This window comes from Actinoplanes sp. NPDC049802 (assembly GCF_040656595.1).
GTDB lineage: Bacteria > Actinomycetota > Actinomycetes > Mycobacteriales > Micromonosporaceae > Actinoplanes.
On the sequence record NZ_JBFAMR010000113.1, the window covers coordinates 1 to 17,151 of the forward strand.

Annotated in this window: 16 protein-coding genes and 1 tRNA gene; 8 read left to right on the forward strand and 9 right to left on the reverse strand. The window is 67.2% G+C overall.

All coding sequences use genetic code 11. The features are described from left to right. Window positions 1-102 precede the first annotated feature (102 nt). Window positions 103-594, forward strand: a complete 492-nt coding sequence (locus AB0I88_RS38545; RefSeq protein ID WP_361036743.1) for an STM3941 family protein — start codon at window positions 103-105, stop codon at window positions 592-594. 219 nt (window positions 595-813) lie between these two features. Here the strand turns inward: AB0I88_RS38545 and AB0I88_RS38550 are convergent, their stop codons facing one another. Beyond that, a complete protein-coding gene (locus AB0I88_RS38550) occupies window positions 814-2,025 on the reverse strand; it encodes a phytase (protein ID WP_361036745.1) in 1,212 nt (403 codons plus the stop codon). 158 nt (window positions 2,026-2,183) lie between these two features. Between AB0I88_RS38550 and AB0I88_RS38555 the strand changes: the two genes are divergently transcribed. After that, entirely contained in the window at window positions 2,184-2,831 is a 648-nt protein-coding gene (locus tag AB0I88_RS38555) for a hypothetical protein (RefSeq protein ID WP_361036747.1), read from the forward strand. Here the strand turns inward: AB0I88_RS38555 and AB0I88_RS38560 are convergent. After that, window positions 2,822-4,156 carry a serine/threonine-protein kinase gene (locus AB0I88_RS38560; RefSeq protein WP_361036749.1) on the reverse strand — a complete coding sequence of 445 codons (1,335 nt, stop codon included), beginning with the start codon at window positions 4,154-4,156 and terminating at the stop codon, window positions 2,822-2,824. The genes AB0I88_RS38555 and AB0I88_RS38560 overlap by 10 nt on opposite strands. Window positions 4,157-4,197: 41 nt before the next feature. On the opposite strand from AB0I88_RS38560, the gene AB0I88_RS38565 reads away from it, so the two are divergent. Further along, on the forward strand, window positions 4,198-4,746 hold the full coding sequence (locus AB0I88_RS38565; protein ID WP_361036751.1) for an RNA polymerase sigma factor: 549 nt from the start codon (window positions 4,198-4,200) through the stop codon (window positions 4,744-4,746). A gap of 175 nt (window positions 4,747-4,921) precedes the next feature. Here AB0I88_RS38565 and idi read toward each other — a convergent pair whose 3' ends face one another. Further along, window positions 4,922-5,503: an isopentenyl-diphosphate Delta-isomerase gene (idi, locus tag AB0I88_RS38570; protein ID WP_361036753.1), complete on the reverse strand. Its 582-nt coding sequence runs from the start codon at window positions 5,501-5,503 to the stop codon at window positions 4,922-4,924. Between the two features lie 709 nt (window positions 5,504-6,212). Here idi and AB0I88_RS38575 point away from each other — a divergent pair. Together AB0I88_RS38575 and AB0I88_RS38580 are read left to right on the forward strand one after the other, a co-directional pair. After that, entirely contained in the window at window positions 6,213-7,298 is a 1,086-nt protein-coding gene (locus AB0I88_RS38575; protein WP_361036773.1) for a tryptophan dimethylallyltransferase family protein, read from the forward strand. Window positions 7,299-7,307: 9 nt separating this feature from the next. Further along, entirely contained in the window at window positions 7,308-8,696 is a 1,389-nt protein-coding gene (locus tag AB0I88_RS38580) for a tryptophanase (RefSeq protein WP_361036755.1), read from the forward strand. Between the two features lie 100 nt (window positions 8,697-8,796). Here the strand turns inward: AB0I88_RS38580 and AB0I88_RS38585 are convergent, their stop codons facing one another. From AB0I88_RS38585 to AB0I88_RS38610, 6 genes are all read right to left on the reverse strand, one after another. Further along, window positions 8,797-9,357: an ATP/GTP-binding protein gene (locus AB0I88_RS38585; RefSeq protein WP_361036757.1), complete on the reverse strand. Its 561-nt coding sequence runs from the start codon at window positions 9,355-9,357 to the stop codon at window positions 8,797-8,799. A gap of 16 nt (window positions 9,358-9,373) precedes the next feature. Further along, complete coding sequence (locus tag AB0I88_RS38590; RefSeq protein ID WP_361036759.1) at window positions 9,374-9,736, reverse strand: DUF742 domain-containing protein; 363 nt, start codon at window positions 9,734-9,736, stop codon at window positions 9,374-9,376. Further along, window positions 9,729-10,157 (reverse strand): roadblock/LC7 domain-containing protein, encoded by a 429-nt coding sequence (locus tag AB0I88_RS38595; protein WP_361036761.1) that lies wholly within the window; start codon window positions 10,155-10,157, stop codon window positions 9,729-9,731. Before AB0I88_RS38595 ends, AB0I88_RS38590 begins: the two co-directional genes overlap by 8 nt. Continuing rightward, window positions 10,154-12,514 carry a nitrate- and nitrite sensing domain-containing protein gene (locus AB0I88_RS38600; RefSeq protein WP_361036763.1) on the reverse strand — a complete coding sequence of 787 codons (2,361 nt, stop codon included), beginning with the start codon at window positions 12,512-12,514 and terminating at the stop codon, window positions 10,154-10,156. Before AB0I88_RS38600 ends, AB0I88_RS38595 begins: the two co-directional genes overlap by 4 nt. 193 nt (window positions 12,515-12,707) lie before the next feature. Then, window positions 12,708-13,076, reverse strand: coding sequence for a hypothetical protein (locus tag AB0I88_RS38605; RefSeq protein ID WP_361036765.1), 369 nt, complete (start codon window positions 13,074-13,076; stop codon window positions 12,708-12,710). 318 nt (window positions 13,077-13,394) lie between these two features. Beyond that, window positions 13,395-13,661, reverse strand: coding sequence for a hypothetical protein (locus tag AB0I88_RS38610; protein ID WP_361036767.1), 267 nt, complete (start codon window positions 13,659-13,661; stop codon window positions 13,395-13,397). Window positions 13,662-14,298: 637 nt separating this feature from the next. Between AB0I88_RS38610 and AB0I88_RS38615 the strand changes: the two genes are divergently transcribed. The 3 genes from AB0I88_RS38615 to AB0I88_RS38625 all read left to right on the forward strand — a co-directional run bounded on the left by AB0I88_RS38615 (window position 14,299) and on the right by AB0I88_RS38625 (window position 17,024). Then, window positions 14,299-14,370, forward strand: a tRNA-Lys gene (locus tag AB0I88_RS38615). A gap of 654 nt (window positions 14,371-15,024) precedes the next feature. Then, window positions 15,025-15,699 carry an integrase core domain-containing protein gene (locus AB0I88_RS38620; RefSeq protein ID WP_361036769.1) on the forward strand — a complete coding sequence of 225 codons (675 nt, stop codon included), beginning with the start codon at window positions 15,025-15,027 and terminating at the stop codon, window positions 15,697-15,699. A 113-nt stretch (window positions 15,700-15,812) separates the two neighbouring features. Then, the gene (locus tag AB0I88_RS38625; protein ID WP_361036771.1) at window positions 15,813-17,024 is read left to right on the forward strand and encodes an ISAs1 family transposase; all 1,212 of its coding nucleotides are present in this window, start codon (window positions 15,813-15,815) and stop codon (window positions 17,022-17,024) included. Window positions 17,025-17,151: the final 127 nt, after the last annotated feature.

The window sequence follows — 17,151 nt, forward strand, 5'->3', positions numbered from 1 at the left end:
GGTGTGGGAGAGTAGGACGCCGCCGGACTCAACGTGATAGAAAGGCCCACCCCACACGGGGTGGGCCTTTCTTTTTTGGTCGTGAAAGGGACGGACGCCACGATGGTTGTTCATCGGTCGGTGCCGAAGAGTCTCGGGCTGCTTCTGGGTGCTGTGGCGCTCATCTGTGCGTCCGGGTTCGTCGTTGTCGACGCGCTGCCGGGGCTGCCGGCTGTTGGATCGCTCCTTCAACTGGGGATCGGGCTTCTCGGAATGCTGTTCTTCGGGATCGGCCTGGTCAAGGTCGGACGGCAGCTGCTTCAGCGCGGGCCGGTCGTGGAGATCGGGCCGGACGGCGTTCGGGACGTACGTCTGTCGAACCAGCTCATCCCGTGGACGGTGGTGCGGCGCGTGCGCGAGGTGAAGGTGCAGCGGCAGCGCTTCGTGGTCCTGGACGTCGATGAGGCGTTCGAGCGGGAGTTCCTGACCGGCGGGACCGCCATGCTGCACCGGATCAACCAGAGCGCCGGGTTCTCCGGGGTGCATCTCAGTGCCACGGGACTGCGGTGCAACGCCGACGAGCTGTACGCGGCCGTGCTGCGTTACTGGAACTGACCCCGCGATCCGCAGCCGCGAACCGAGGACACCGGACGTCATCGCATGAGGACACGGCGACGCGGGGCACGGTTGGCTGTGCCGTTACGGGGGCGAACACGGGAATGGCCGGTCGCGGCGAAGCCGGGGACTGTCTGGTGCGTTCGGGGGCGGCGTAGCCGTACCAGAAAAGGGGTTGGGCCTTCCGCTGCGGAAAGCGGAAGGCCCGTCTGATGTTGGTCAGGACGGCAGGTTGAGCGCGCGCCAGTCGACGAACTTGAAGTTGGTGCTGGTGCGGTCGTTGTTCGGGGTGTTCTCGCCGTCGTGCAGGACCAGGAGGCCCTTCGGGTAGCCGGGGAGCGAGACGGCCGTCGCGGCGGCGCCGTCGGAGTGCTGGACGCCGTCCGCGTGCTTGCCGTCGACGACGGAGAAGATGGTCAGCGGCTTGTTGGTGCGGCGGTCGTAGACGAAGAAGCGGCTGTCGCCCTGGCTGGAAACGATCAGGTAGCCGTCCCGTTTGCCGGTCGGGTAGACGGTCGCGCCCTCGACGTCGGCGGAGATGCGGCCGCCGAAGCCGTTCGTGTACTCGACCGTGCACTCCTCCGACTCGGGGTCGTAGGTGGCCGGCTCGCCGAACTCGCGGACCCGCTCCACCATTCGCGGGATGCTGCTGAACGTACCGCCGGCCAGGTTGATCCGCCACAGGGCGACATCCTCCTGGGCGGCGTAGAGCACGCCCGCCGCGGCGTCCACGACCATGCCCTCCACCTGCGGATCCTCGCCCGGCTCCAGGCACGGGGTCCAGGTGGCGCCGTTCGGCAGGCGGAACTCGCGCGGCAGGTCCAGGGTGTCGGTGGTGCGGTAGGTGACCTTCCCGTTGCGTTCCTCCAGGCGGAAGATGCCGAGACGGGTGCTGTGCCGGCGGCTCACCACGGCGTACCGGTCGTAGACGGCGACACCGTAACCGGTCGCCTGCTCCTCGACCTCCGCCTGGTCCTTCGAGAACAACAGCGGGGCGTCGGCCGACGTGATGTCGGTCAGGCCGTTCGCCTCGATCTTGTAGATGCGCAGCTTGTCCAGGCCGCGATCGGTGACTACGGCGACGTCGACCTTGCGCTTGCCGAACGTGAAGCCGGTCAGGACGTCGACGTTGTTGAAGCGGCCGCCCTCGGGCGTGGCGATCGCCTGGATCTCCCGGCCCTTGAGGTCGTAGACGCGCAGGCCGCCGTTCTTGGCGGTGCCGATGACCAGGCTGCGTGACCGGTCGGCCGCGTTGATCCAGATCGCCGGGTCGTCCGCGTCGGCGTCGCCGCCCGCCTCGTCGTCGAAGAGCGCGGGCGTCTCGACGGCAGCGGAGATCTTCCGGAGCGGGCGATCGGCCGCGTACGCCGGGGCACCCGCGGCGAGGGTCGTGAGGGCGACGAGAGCGGCAAGGCCGGTGGTCCGTTGCATGGATCATGACGATCCCTGATCGACCTGACTATCGGATGACTAGATGCTGAACACCCGCGAGTCCGTTATGTATCCGTGATATCGGAACCCGAACCGGGCCGCCTGCGGACGCATCGCACCATGTGAACGACCGAGATACGGAAAGCAGGTAGACGACGATGCGACGCACGATCCTGGTCCTCGCGGTGGTGGCCGCTGTGACCCTGGCCGCCGGATGTTCCGACTCCCCGGAGAACGTGGGCGGTCAGGCCGGGCCGGTGGGGACAGCCGCCCCCACCTTCTCCCCCTCTTCCGCCTCCTCGCCTTCCCCATCCATGACCTCCGCGCCGGCGGCCTCGCCCAGCAGCACACCCTCGTCGAAGCCGTCCAGGACCAGCACCGCCCTGGTGCTCGGACCGACCGGCTACGGCAAGGTGAAGATCGGGATGAGTCTGGACGAGGCCGCCGCGACCGGCCAGCTGAAGACGGTCGACCGCGTCGAGGAGGGGTGCGGATACTCGAAGCTGAAGACCGCCGACGTTAAGATCGCCCACTCCACCGACCGCGGCGTCGTCTACATCCCGGGCGAAGGCCGGACCGCCACGCCCGAAGGCATCCGGGTCGGCAGCACGCTGGCGCAGGTGAAAGAGGCCTACTCCGACTTCACCATCCCGGACATCGCCGGCATGGTTGAGTTCGAAGGCGACGGCGCCGCCTATGCGGGTACCAAGGACAAGTACACGATCGTCCACTACCGGTTCGACTTCCGGGACAGCAAGGTCTTCCAACTCGGCCTCGAACACGAGCGGCAGAACTGCTACGAATGAGTGACCCGCAGAGTGCGGAGCACCTCATCGGTGCGGTCCTCACCGCCGGTCTGCCGGATCTGGAGATACACCCCTCTCTCGCCGGCCCGGGTCAGGAGTATCTCTCGATACGAGACGGTGCCGCCGGAACAGCCGTTCCACTGCTGGATCCGTCCGGTGTAGTCGCTGACCGAGACCAGCCGATCGCTGCCACGCTGACAGCCCGGATGCGACGGAATCTTCGCGGTGCTACCCGGGGCCAGCCAGGGGCTGACCCCGGCGAACACCCCCGGCGAAATCTCCGAGCCCAGGTCGGCGCCGATCTGGAGGCCCGGCTCCGGGCCGGACGGCATGCCCACGGCCGAACTGTTCCAGCCCGAATCCCGCAGCTGACGGGCCCACTCGCCCGGCACCGCGAGCGACAACTGCTTCTCCGCGTCCGACACCCGCACCCAGCCGTACGGGATCGCGCCCACAGCCGTCGTGCCGCCCGCACAGGCCAGCAGAGTCAGCGCCACCACGCCACCGACACTGTGCCGCAAGAACCGCAGCACGCGGCTCGGAGCGGCTGCCGCCGAAGCGTCCAGAGCCTTCGCGAACGCTGCTGTCGACGGCCAGCGGCGATCCCGGTCCGCGTCCAAGGCCCGCATCACCACCCGGTCCACCTCCCGGGAGATCCCGGTACGCAACTTCGACGGCGCCGTGCGGCCCGCCTGCGGAGGACGGCCCGTCAACATCTGATAGGTCATCGCGCCGATCGCGTGCACGTCGGCGCGTACATCCAGGCCGCCGCCCGGGAGTTGCTGCTCGGGGGCCATGTAACCGGGCGTGCCCGCCACCACCGTGAAACCGGAGGCATGCGCGATCTCCTTCGCCAACCCCAGGTCGGCGACCAGCACCCGCTCGCGGCCGCGGACCGTGTCGAAGAGGACGTTAGACGGCTTCAAGTCACGGTGCAGGACCCCGGAGTCGTGCAGCACACTCACTGCGTGGGCGATGTCGCTGGCGGTGCGCAGCGCCTTCCGAACCGGCATCAGGCCCTGCTCCAGGCGGTCCTGGAGGGTGCCGCCTGCCGCGTACGTCATCACCTGGTACGGGCGGCCGTCCGGCAGCTCACCGAAATCGTGAACCCGGACCAACCGCTCCGAATCGGCCCGGCGCAACACCTGCGCCTCCTGCTCGAACCGGGCCCGCACATCCGGATGATGCGCCCAGTTCTCGGCGAGGATCTTGACCGCGACCCGGGACTCCAGGACGTCATCCTCCGCGAGCCACACGGTGGCGAACGCGCCGGACCCGAGACGCTCGATGATCCGGTAGCGGCCGATCAAGGTAGGTACTTGCACGTTCGTATTATCAGCGTCGGTGAATCGGGGACGGGGACGGCGTGCGAGACGAACAACAGGAAGAACTTGCCCGGCGGGCGGCCGCGGGCGACAAGAACGCGCTCGAGATGCTGCTGGCCGCGATCCAGCCGAGCGTCCTGCGCCGGTGCGCGCGGTTCCTGCCGTGCTATCAGGACGCCGAAGAAGCCTGCCAGGACGTGCTCATGCAGGTGGCGCGGAACATCGGCGGATTCGAGGGCCGGTCCAGATTCAGCACCTGGCTGCACGTGATCATCGCCAACGGGTCGCGGCAGACGTATCGGACCCTCAAACGGCGGGCCGCCGAGCAGGGGTACGGAGAGATGCCGGTCGACGTGGCCGACGCACGCACCACCAGCGTGATCGCCGGATCCCGGCTCGACCTGCTCGACGCCCTCGAACGGCTCGAGGCGACCCGGGCCGATCTCGTCGCGCCGATGGTGCTGCGGGACATCTGCCAGTTGGACTACAAAGAGATCGCCACCCATCTGGGAATCCCCGAAGGGACCGTCAAGTCGCGGATCCACCAGGCGCGGGGGCAGGTGCGGGAGTATCTGCTGGCCGGTCTCTGAGAGGCTCTCAAACATCTGGCGAGGGGATGGGCTGCTGTCTGCCGTCTGGTGGACGGTGCCCGCAGCTGCGGGTCAATAGATGCTCCGCCCCTTGAGTTCCGGCGCCCGCCGGAACGCGTGGAGTGCGGCGATCACCACCACCGTGCCGGGGTTCACCAGCCCGGCCGATCGAGGCTCAGGAGATCGCGGTGTACGCGGCAGGCGGAAGAAGGGCGGGGTCACCCGTGGGCCACCTGTCGGGGGTGGCCCCGAGGGCGGTGAGCTGCTCGATCTGGAGACGGCACCACGGCGAGTAGTCGGCCGGTGAGGCCGAGACGTCGCGGACGAAGTCGAGCCAGGGTAGCCAACGGGTTGCGGCGACCTCGTCGGGATGGGGCCGCACGTCGGTGCCGGCCGTCGCCGAGAAGACCGGGCACATCTCGTTCTCCACGACACCGTGCAGTTCCGCCCGATAGCGGAAGGCGGGCAGCACGAGCCGGACCGTGTGCAGCGTGATTCCCAGCTCGAAGGCCGCGCGGCGGCGGACGGCGTCGGCAATCGGCTCGCCCTGCTGGGGATGGCCGCAGACGCTATTGGTCCAGATGCCCGGCCACGTCTTCTTGTGCAGCGCCCGCTGGGATACCAGGAATCGACCGGCGGCGTCGAAAACGTAACAGGAGAATGCGAGGTGCAGTGGCGTCGCGTCAGTGTGTACGGTTTGTTTGTCAGCCAGCCCTTGCGCTTCGCCGGACTCATTGAGAAGAATTACGTGTTCCACGATTTTCCGATTCCGTGCTAGATATCCCGGACGATGAGTGCGTGGCAGTTCAGTAGAAGAAGGCTGAAAGAGCGACGGTTCCCCGTAGGCGCGACGTCCGAGAACGAGCCTTCGTCAGATCAGATCGCCGGTCTGATCAGATACGGAAAGTTTGCGGGCGACTCGACGAGCCGCTCACGGGGAGCCTGACGCTACACATCCGGCCAAGGGTGCGCCAGTAGCCCAAAGTAACTGCGGATTCACAGGCGCGTCACAACCTCGATCGCCTACGTCCTGCCTGGCGTCGACGGATCGGCGTCCTCACTGGTCAGAGCGGGCAAACACCCCGAGGCTCCGTTCAAGTATCGACCCATCAGGTGCGCCGGGTGTATAGCGAACAACTCTCGCATATCTGTCGTCATCCATGAACTCCCTTGTTTGATCTTGCCTATCACCACCCTCGGCCCCACGTCAATGGAAGCGCATTGAGCTGGGCCCTCCGGCTCGCCTCGCAGGCGGCAGCCGCCGGCCACTGCGGACGGTGACGAGATGGCGTCCCACTGTCCACTGTGATCCATCTCTCCCTCGACTTCAGTTCATGATCCACAGGACGATCGACGAACGCGGGTGATCATTGGTGGCACCCGCGACCGCGAAACAAATACGGACACGTCGATCGAAGGGAGCCGGGCGACCGGGCAGTCGACGGCTGTCGGGAACAGGGGTCGTGATGCAGGACTTGTCAGTAATGGATCGGCTCGGTAACCAACTCGAAGGGCTCTGCCGCGTCGTCGGCATAGACCCGGCCACTCCGCTGGAGTTGTTGTCCGGGATCCTCGGCGAGCACGGCGCGCGCCCCCTCTCGGCCCCACCGGTCTGGGCATCCGGCGTCGCTGACGATCACACACCGATCGAGTTCTCGCTCGCCTACAACAAAACCGAACCGCCGGCCCTGCGAATTCTCGCCGAGGTGCTGGCGCCCGTTTCGGGAGTGTCCGAGAACATGGCGGCCACCTTCGAATTCCTACAGCGCTACGCCGACCGGTTCAGTCTTTCCACCCACCGGCTCGACATGGTCCGGGACCTGTTCACCAGCGACGATCCGCAGGGTGATTTCGGGCTCTGGATATCCCTGGTGTTCCGGGCCGGCCTGCAACCGGAGTTCAAGGTCTATTTCAATCCCGAGCTGGCCGGCGTCGAACACGCAGCGGAAATCGTGGCGGTAGCCCTGCGCCGGCTGGGACTCGATTCCGCGTACGCGAGCATGCTCGGCCGAGCCGTCCGCCCGGGCGAACTGGGCCGCCGGGACCGCCTGACGTTCTTCGCCCTCGACCTGCACGACGGGCCGCAGGCCCGGGTGAAGCTCTACCTCTCGCACCACGACGCCAGGCCGGAGGATGTGGCTCGCGCCGCCGCCGCAGTCGACGGCGTCGACCCTGCCGAGGTTGCCGACTTCTGTGTGACCAGCGGAGACGCCGCCCAATTCGACGGTCGGCCGCTGGTGGGCAGCTACACCTTCGTCGAGGGTGCGGCCCGGCCGGTCGGTTACAGCATCTATATGCCGATCCGGGACTATGTCGACGACGACCAGCAGGCGTACGGGCGCCTGCTGCCGTTGCTCGGCCGCTACGGCTTCGATCCCGCCTTCCTCAACCGGGCGATCAGCGCTGTCACTGACCGGCCGCTCGACAACGGTGTCGGACTGCTCGCCCACGTCTCGCTACGGCTCGGCCCGCCGCGCCCGGGGATGACGGTCTACCTGTCCTCCGAGGCGTATCAGGTGACGCCGCCTCGGCCGCTGTCGGTCCCTGCCTGAGGAGCCCTGTTGCTGCCCCATGACATCCCGCTTCCGCCGCCGTACCGGATCAAGGTGGTGGAACCGATCCCGTTCCTCTCGCCTCAGGAGCGACGCGAGGCCATCACCGCCGCCGGGTACAACCCGTTCAACCTGCGCTCCGACCAGATCACCGTGGATCTGCTCTCGGACTCGGGAACCGGGGCGACGTCGTCCGCGCAGGAGGCCGCGGCCGCGCTCGGCGACGAGTCGTACGCCGGAGCCCGCTCGTGGTTCCGCTTCCGCGACGAGGCCGCGGAACTGACCGGATACCCCCATCTGCTGCCGGTGCACCAGGGTCGGGCCGGTGAACGCATCCTGTTCTCGAGCCTGCTGCGCCCGGGGCAGATCTGTCTCAGCAACACCCACTTCGACACCACCCATGCCAACGTCGTCTTGGCTGGTGCCGAGGCACGCGATCTGCCCTGCGCCGAGGCCGCCGATCTGGACAGCACCGAGCCGTTCAAGGGCAACATCGACGTGACCGCGCTGGAACAGACTCTGGCCGGCCCGGACGGCCCGCGAGTCGGCCTGGTGCTCATGACGATCACCAACAACGGGTTGGGCGGACAGCCGGTCTCCATGGCCAACCTGGAGGCAGTCGCGGCCCTCTGTAGCCGGTACGGGGTTCCGTTCTTCCTGGACGCGGCCCGGTTCGCCGAGAACGCCTGGCTCGTGCGGCAGAAGGAGGCCGGCTACCAGGAATGGTCCCCCCGGCAGATCGCCACCCGGGCTTTCCAACTCGCCGACGGCTGCCTGATCAGCCTGAAGAAGGACGGCCTCACCGCGATCGGCGGCCTGATCGGGCTCCGCGACGACGACCTCTTCGTCCGCTGTGAGACCAACCTGATCGCCACCGAGGGATTCTCCACCTACGGTGGACTGGCCGGACACGATCTGGAACGCCTCGGGCAGGGCCTGCGCGAGGTGGTGGACCCGATGTACCTGGCGGCACGCGCCGAGCAGACCGCACGGTTCGCCCGCATGATCAACGACGCCGGGGTGGACACCATTCAGCCCGCCGGCATCCACGCCCTTTATCTCAACGCCGGCCGGCTGCTTCCGCACCTGTCGCCGGCGGAGTTCCCCGGGCACTCGCTCGGCTGCCAACTCTATCTCGACGGTGGTATCCGCTGCGCTGAACTGGGGTCGCTGTACCTGGGCACCCTCGACGCCGGGAGCCAGCTGATCAGCCCAGCGCCCTTCGAGCTGGTCCGGTTGGCGATCCCGCGCCGGGTCTACACCGAGGAACATTTCGTGTACGTCGCCGCTGTGCTGGCGAGGATCGCGAAGGACCCCGAGCGGATCCGTGGCTACCGGATCGTCTCGGCGCCTGCACAGTTACGTCATTTCAAGGTGCGTCTGGAGCCGTTGGCCTGAGACGGTGAACCAGGCTGCAGAACACGCCGCCGGCTGCCCGCAGCCGGCGGCGTGATCCCGCCTGCCTATGGCCCACCTCCGGGGCGAGCAGCACATGATCTCACCGCGCCGGCGCCACCGTCAGATTCGACATCGAGTGCCGGACGAGGGCGACCAGCGCCAGCTTGCTCGACGCGCGATCCCGCGCATCGAGCCACACCAGGGGAATGTCCTGGCTGAGCTCCAGCGCACCACGGATCTCCTCCTCGGTGTACGGGCACTCGCCGAAGAACCGGTTGACCGCGGCCACGAAGGGGATCTTCCGTCGCTCGAAATAGTCGACGGCGGGGAAGCTGCTGTCCAACCGCCGGGTGTCGACCAGCACGATCGCCCCGATCGCACCCTGCGCCAGCTCGTCCCACATGAACCAGAACCGGTCCTGACCGGGCGTGCCGAACAGGTAGAGCACCACGTCCGGGCTGATGGTGATGCGCCCGAAGTCCAGTGCCACGGTCGTGGTGGTCTTGGCCTCCACACCGGTCACATCGTCCACACCGATGCTGGCCGCGGTGAGGATCTCCTCAGTGGTCAGCGGGGCGATCTCACTCACCGTGCCCACCAGGGTCGTCTTGCCGGTGCCGAAACCACCGGCCACCACTATCTTGACTGATGTGCGCTTCATTTCTCAGTCCCTGTAGTTAGAGCCGTTCCAGGCCGGCCAGGACCGCACCCAGCAGCGCCGGGTCGACGACCCTCCGCTGCGCTGGGGCGCCACTGTCCAGATATCCCTGTTCCAGCAACACGTCGACCATCACTTTGACGATCGTGAGCGGGATGTGCAGGTATGCGCCGATCTCGGCGATCGAGATCCAGCTCTCGCACCGATGCAGGATCTGTAGGTATTCAGGCTCGACCCGGGAAAGGTCCGCCGGGAGCGCGATGACCTGTGTGGCGAGGTCCAGACTGCTGTTCCGCGGAGTGGTTCTCCCGTTGACCAGGATGTACAGGGGGAGGAACCGTCCGGCCGCTGTTTCGTCGTCGCCGTCCCAGTCGTCAATCATGACTTGCTGAGGCGTCGGAGCCCGGCTGCGCCGACCGGTCCGGCGCACTCAGATAGTCACCGATGCGGGTGACCAGCCGGCTCACCTCGTACGCCACCATGCCCATGTCGACGTCCTGGTCGCAGAGCACCGCCAACCGTGCATTCTGTCCGGCGGCCGCGATGAACAGGGTGTGCTCGTCGAACTCGATGACGACCTGTTGCACCGCCCCGCTGGCGAACCTGCGGCCGGTTCCCGCGGCCACGCTGTACATCGAGGAGGCGCCGGCAGCGAGGATCTCCGCCAGTTCCTGCGCCATCGAGGTCGACTTCTGGACGATCAGCCCGTCGGTGGACAGCACGACCACGGAGATGACGTGCGGCAGCTCGGCGAGTTCGTCGAGCATCCAGGGCAATTCGATAGAGGAGGTCGAGTTGGTCACGCGTTCCTGCCTTGCTCATCTGGGAATTCTGTTCCGGCGAGGTCAGCCGTACGGCCGGCGGCCCGCCCTTTCTGGTACTGCTCGAAACGGCTGCGGGCAACCTCGGGCGAACGCATCGCCGGCGTCTCGTTCGCGGGTTCGTCGGCCGGGGCGTCATCTCGCAGGCCGGCCGCGAGGTGCTGCTGCGGCTGTCGTTGTGGCAACCGCGGCTTGGCTGCGCCACCGGCACCCCGGGCCACGGGACGTTCGCCGCCCCGGGCACTGCTGCTCGGCTCTGGTTGGCTCATGCGGTCGCCTACGGTGTCGTCGGACAGATGGTCGGCATCGGGCTCCAGGAGAACCACCGCGGACCGTGGGACGGCGGGCCCCGCGGCGGCGACCCGGTGCGGCACCGGAGGATCGCTGTCCACCTGCGATGCTGTGGCGTGGGCCGTCGTCCTGATACCAGCTCGCGTGTCTCCGTCGTCCGCGGTGGAGGCTCCGGTGACGAGCAGGCGTTCGGGCAGGAGCACGATGGCGAGCAGACCGCCGTAGGCGGATCGGCGCAGGCTCACCTGCACACCCTCCCGCTTGGCGAGTTCCGCCACGACGTAGAGGCCTACCTGCGCGCCGTCCTTCAGTTCGGTGACTTCGGGGGTGGGCGCCGTGGCGAGCAGGGCGTTCGCCCGTTCCACGGCGTCAGCGTTCATCCCCACTCCGGCGTCCTCGATCTCGACCGCGACACCGTGATTGACCTTGACCGCGGTCACCCAGACGGTCGTCCGGGGCGGGGAGAACGCCAGTGCGTTGTCCAGCAGCTCCGCCAGCAGATGGATGACCTCGGCGACCGCGTACCCGACCAGGGCCGCGTCGGTCGTGTTACGCAGGCTGATCCGCTGGTAGTTGTGCGCCTCGGCGAAGGAGGCCAGCAGCACCCGGCGCAGCGGCATCGGCTTGGAGAACCGTCGGCCGATCTGCCCGCCAGCGAGGATGACCAGGTTCTCCAGGAAGCGCCGAGTCTGGTTGAGCTGGTGGTGGATGTCGAAAAGGTGGCTCAGCAACGTCTCGTCGCCGATCCGCTCCTGTAGGTCCTCGATGACCTTCAGGCCGCGCTGCAAGGGGCGTTGCGGGCGGCGGGCGACACCCATCAGCATCGCGGTACCGGCGGCCCGCGCCTTCGCCTCGTCGACAGCGGCCTCGGCGGCGGCCCGCAGTGACCGGTTGAGGACGCCGGCCACCTGGCCGATCTCGTCGCTGCCGTAGTTCTGGGGGGTGAACTCGGCGGCCAGATCGACCGGTTCGCGGCGGCGCAGCCGGTCCATGACAGCCGGCAGGCGCTCGTCGACCAGGGCATCGGCGTCACTGCTCAGCCGGGACAGGCGGACCGAGAGGGCCCGATCGACCAGGACGGCCGACTGACGCAGAGCCCAGAGGATCGCGCCGACCGCCACCAACAGCGCCACCAGACTGCCGATGAGGGCGGTCACCAGCTGGTTGTTTCCGGTCCGCAGGGTACGGGCGGAGACCTGGTCGGCCTCGTCGACCGTCAGCGCGGACAACTGCGCGGCAACCGCACTGGTCATCTGCACCCATTTGCTGCGGGCGTCACCGAGCGCGGCGGGCGTGCCTTTGCGCCAGGCGCCCGTCGCGACGATCGTGTCCTCCGCGGCCAGCAGCGCCTGCCACTCACTGCTGGCCTCGATGCTCTGCAACCGCTCGCGGACCAGCGGTTCCATCTGCGGACGGCTCAGGTGGAGCTGATGGTGGTACGCGTTGACCAGCCGAACGAACTCCAGGTGGGCCGGGCGGCCCAGGGCGTTCGCGGCGAACGCGCCGTCCATCGTCGAGGCGGCCCGGGACATCAGGTCGCTGGCGCGGAACAGTTCAGTGGCCGTGATGCCACCCTGTACCGCAACGGCGTCCGGGACGATGCGGGCCTGGTCGTCGAAAAAGCTCGTCGCCGCGTCGAGCAACTCGTTGTAGAACGTGTACGCCTGCTCGCCTGCGGTGGACCGGGCGTCGATCGCGCTGCGGGTGCTCGGCAACTGGTCGAGATAGCCGACCAGGGTCCGCCACCGTTCCAGGATCGAGTCCGGTGCGGCGGCCAGCGCGCTGTCGGCGACGTCACGGAGCTTCGCGAGTTGCCCATCGGTCTGCTTACGCTGCTCGAGCAGTGGCTTGAGGTCCACCGAGGGGCGGGCGAGGTATGCGATGCTGTAACGGCGTTCTTGCTGGATCGAGGAGAGCGCGGTGACCGCGGGGATCGAGACCTCGCGCACCGTGATGGCCACCGTCCGGTTGTAGAAGCCCTGGAAGACCAGGTAACCGGAGGCGGTGAACCACAGGAGCAGGGCGACGACACTGGGGATGAGAACCAAACGTACGACGCGTCGCTTGATCGACTGCTGCCGGCTCTTTCGGGGACTGGTTGCGGTCGACACCGGAACCGTGTTGGGATCGGGTCGCGTGTTCGTGAGGTCGGCCGGTGAAGGCGCCAACGTTTATCCAATCTGGGCAGCGTGATACACCGATCAGCGCTCGGTTGCGGTGCCGTCGGGGTGCGTACAGACCCTAGCGTCGCGGTGCGGCCCGCACCAGCGAAGGCCTGCGCCGCTCGTCGATGTCCCTTGTAGACAGGTAGGTTGGCGGAGTCCCCCGGCCCGTTGTCGGGCCGATTCCAGGATCTGATCGAGCGCGGCCGGCGCCAACGGCCGACCCCGGCCCCGGGCCCTTGAGCATGACGAACAGCCGGTCGGCGGTAATCGCGGCAGGGCTTTCGGCGTTGGGGTAGGCGGCCGCCGAGGCGAGGAACCGCGCGAGTGTCGATAATGCCTCGTCGATCTGGCCACACCGGACCCGTCCGCCACCGAGTTGCCGTTCGAGCACCATGATCTGGTGACGCAGAGCGAGGATCTCGGCGTCCTTGTCACCGTCGCTCATCGGTAACAGCCGCAGCAATGCGAGGGCGTGGTCACACCGGAATAGGCCATTCGAGCACTGCTCCGGCCGAGGGGCACACCCAGCAGTCCGGAGTCAGCGACGCCGACTGTGTCGGCGCATGCCCTCCACCCTTGCGGTGAACTCACGTGCCCGCAGAACCGGCACTCCCCGCCAGGGTGACATCGCTGTCAGGTCGATGTCCTCCGAAACGATCAGCAGGGCACCGACCTCGGCTGCCAGGTCGAGAACGAGATCGTCTTCATGGTCGCGACAGTCGTGAACGGTGCGTGGCGGCGTCAGGACACCACCGCCGGAGGCTTAGGCCATCTCGATCAGGATGTCTTGGTAGTCCGCCGCCTCATCCTTCGGTGAGCCGACCACCATACTTAGAACATGCACCGTGTTGTCGAGGATGTGCGGCGAGAGGCACAACGCGAACTCTGCAGCGTCGTTGATGATCCCTAAGCAGTCCGCGAAGGGATTACCCGAAGTGGGCGGAGGTGACGGCCACGACAAGTACGGGCTGTTGCCTGTTGCGATCGCCTGCACCAGCCCGTTGACATCGAAGACGACCGGAGTCGCCACCGGCCCAGGAAGCGTCACTTCTGGGACCCTTGTACGCCTCCCGAATGAGCTCAGGAAGGTCCTCGGCGGCGATGCCCTGCTCCGCCAACCGGCGATGATTGCTTGCCTGAAGATCTCGGAGTCGCTCCGCGCGGCGCAACGACTCCATCACCTTCAGCGTCGCGCGCAATTATGCCGAGCAGTTCCCGCCACCGAAGTGCTCGACCAAGCGGTCCAGGCGCTCCCGAGCCTCATCCGCGACCGCGAAGCCGACAGTCTGCGAAGCCACGTCTCCCACCACGCTTCGAAGGCAACGCAACTTCGGTTGCACATCGTATGCAATCAATTGCACACCCACTTCCAGGATGTTGCGGGTACCGCGCCATCTGCGGCAACCGGATGCGCTGCCTGCTCGGGGAGCCAAGTAAGCAGCGATCGCTGTCCGGTCCGTCGTCCAGGTGGAGCTTCCTTCGCGTTGCGGCTGCTCCGACGTCGCTCCGTCGCCGAACCTGCCGTAGTTGCTCGTACGACGGAAGATGACGCGAGGAAGGCTTTCAGGCCCGTCTGGGTCGCCTACGGTTGCCCTGAGCTGCATAAACACGTCTACAGGGGTATCCCGGTGGGCTCCAAGGTCATGCCCCGGTACTCTGTCTGCTACGGGCTGCTAGCTCAATGGCAGAGCTGAGGACTTTTAATCCTTAGGTTCAGGGTTCGAGTCCCTGGCGGCCCACCGCGCTGAGCTGGGAAAATTTGAGATTTCCGGTTAACTTACCTCGCTTTGGTCGCTCGTGAATCAGGATTCAGGAGCGACCAGAGCGAGTGATCAGCTCGCGCGGGGGATGGTTCGGGGTGCCACGGCGCACCGTTTGGCTGTACGAACACCAGGCCGGTATGACGCCAGGCCGGCCCTGTACTTGCCGATAAATGCGTCCGTGCTGGTCAGAGGACCTTGGGGCGGTGGGGCGATCGTGGCTCGCTGCCGGTGTCGGTAGCCGTTGACCCTGGCCCTCGGCGCTACGCGATGATGCCGACTCATACTGCTGCGCCTGGCCTGCCTGGGGATCACGAACGCGTTCGCGTTGCTACGGCTGCTGCCAGGCAGTGACCCCGACAAGGACACCGAGATCCTCGTGCTGCGGCATCAACTTACGGTGTTGCAGCGCCAACTCGGTGGGCAGCGGGTCCGCTTCGAACCGGCCGACCGGGTCTGGCTCGCCGCGCTACTCAACACACTGTCCAGACCGGCCCTGAGGAACCTGCGGCTGCTGGTGCGCCCGGACACGGTGCTGCGCTGGCATCGCGACCTGCACGCCCGCCGCCACGCAGCCAGGTCCGGGCCCCGACGGCGCGGACGCCCGCCCACTGTCGTTCGATCCGTGCACTGGTGTTGCGCCTGGTGGCGGAGAATCCGTCCTGGGCGTACCGGCGTGTGCACGGCGAACTCCTCGTACTCGGCGTGAAGGTCGCCGCGTCCACGATCTGGGAGATCCTGCACGCGCAGGGAATCGATCCGGCCCCGGACCGCGCTACCACGACCTGGGCACAGTTCCTGCGCTCGCAGTCCGAGGCGATCCTGGCCGTCGACTTCCTCGACACGATCAGCCTGACCGGCACCCGCCTGTACATCCTCGCGGTCATCGAGCGCACCGGCCGCCGGATCCGGGTCCTCGGGGCGACCGCGCACCCGACCGTCGCCTGGGTGACCCAGGCCGCCCGGAACCTGGTCATGGATCTTGAGGACACCGGCTGCCGAGTGAAGTACCTGATCCGGGACCGGGACGGCAAGTACCCGGCCCTGTTCGATGCGATCCTGGCCGACGCCGGCATCACCATGGTGCACACCGGCCTCCGGACGCCGCGGATGAACGCGATCATGGAACGCTGGGTACGGACCTGCCGCCGCGAACTGCTCGACCGGACCTTGATCCTCAACCAGCGACACCTACTGCACGCGCTACGCGAGTACGAAGCCTTCTACAACGAGCATCGTCCGCATCAGGGCATCGCCAACGCCCGGCCACTGGCAGGGCCGTTGCGTTCTCGGCCCATGATTCGCTGAGCAGGTATTTCGTGGGGTGATTGGCCTCTGTGGAGGCGGTGGAAGCGGGTGAAGCCCTCAAGATGATCATGGAGTTCTTCACGCTGCACGACCACTGAGGAACTCCACCCGCGATGTCATCATCTCTGATCTGCGCACTGACCGTGACAACCCCCGGCACCGACACGCCCGCACCACCGGTCACCGATAGTGAACACGGCGGGCTCGTCGAAGCCCTGGGCCGGATCCCGGACCCACGAAACCCGCACGGGACCCGATATCCCCTCACGGCATTGCTGAGCGTCGCGGTCTGCGCGGTCCTGGCCGGCGCCACCTCGTTCGCCGCGATCATCGACTGGCTCTACGACCTCGACGAGCCCGACCAGGTCCGGCTCGGATTCACCCGGGGCGTGCCGGCCGGCACGACGATGTGGCGGCTGCTGACCCGCCTCGACCCCGCCCTGATCAGCACGGTGCTGGCTGGCTGGCTGCGGTCTCGGACGACGCCGGCACCCGCCCGGCCGCGCCGCTACCGGACAGTGATCGCCGTCGACGGCAAAACGCTTCGTGGTGCCCGGCTGCCCGAAGGCCGCCAGGTGCATCTGCTGTCCGCGCTGGATACCAGCACTGGCATCGTCCTGGCCCAGGTCACCGTCGACACCAAATCGAACGAAATCCCGGCATTCACCCCGCTGCTCACCGCCGTCGAGAAGGTCCTGGGCAGCCTGGCCGGGGTTCCGTTCGTCGCCGACGCGATGCACACCCAGACCGGCCACGCCGAGCAGATCACCAGCCGTGGGGCACACCTGTTACTGCAGGCGAAGGGGAACCAGCCCACCCTTCATGCCCAGCTCAAAGCCGTCCCGTGGGCGCAGATCCCGGTCGGTGACCGCACCCGCGACCGCGGGCACGGCCGCAAGGAGACCCGTACGGTCAAGGCCGTTACCCTGCAGATTCCGGGTGGGATCGCCTTCCCGGGCGCCCAGCAGGCCGCCCGGATCATCCGGACCCGCACCGTCGACGGCGCGACCAGCCGCGAGACCGTCTACCTGATCACGTCCCTGCCCGCCGCCGACGCCCAGCCAGCCGACCTGCAGAAATGGGCGAGGGCAGAATGGTTGATCGAGAATCAGGTCCATAACGTCAGGGATGTCACCTTCCGTGAGGATCTGCAGCAAGCCCGGACCGGCACCGGACCCGCCGTCATGGCCACCCTGCGTAACACCGCGATCGGCTGGCACCGCATCAACGGCGGCACCAACATCGCCCGCGCCAACCGACGCGCCGACCGCCGATCACACGACCTCATCACTGCCGTGACCAGCAGTTACCCCAGAACGCAATGACGTGCGCCACGAACGAGGAATGGTGATCGCAATGACCTGATCTCAACAAGATCCGGATAGGTATTTGTATTCGTAGTGGGTCAGGTGTAGCGCGGCGGCGACGATGTCGCCGGTCCGGCGAGGGCTG

Coding starts and splice junctions, on each gene's coding strand:
- AB0I88_RS38545 (WP_361036743.1), top strand. CDS start 103: ATGGTTGTTCATCGGTCGGTGCCGAAGAGTCTCGGGCTGCTTCTGGGT.
- AB0I88_RS38550 (WP_361036745.1), bottom strand. CDS start 2,025: ATGCAACGGACCACCGGCCTTGCCGCTCTCGTCGCCCTCACGACCCTC.
- AB0I88_RS38555 (WP_361036747.1), top strand. CDS start 2,184: ATGCGACGCACGATCCTGGTCCTCGCGGTGGTGGCCGCTGTGACCCTG.
- AB0I88_RS38575 (WP_361036773.1), top strand. CDS start 6,213: ATGCAGGACTTGTCAGTAATGGATCGGCTCGGTAACCAACTCGAAGGG.
- AB0I88_RS38585 (WP_361036757.1), bottom strand. CDS start 9,357: ATGAAGCGCACATCAGTCAAGATAGTGGTGGCCGGTGGTTTCGGCACC.
- AB0I88_RS38590 (WP_361036759.1), bottom strand. CDS start 9,736: ATGATTGACGACTGGGACGGCGACGACGAAACAGCGGCCGGACGGTTC.
- AB0I88_RS38605 (WP_361036765.1), bottom strand. CDS start 13,076: ATGAGCGACGGTGACAAGGACGCCGAGATCCTCGCTCTGCGTCACCAG.
- AB0I88_RS38625 (WP_361036771.1), top strand. CDS start 15,813: ATGTCATCATCTCTGATCTGCGCACTGACCGTGACAACCCCCGGCACC.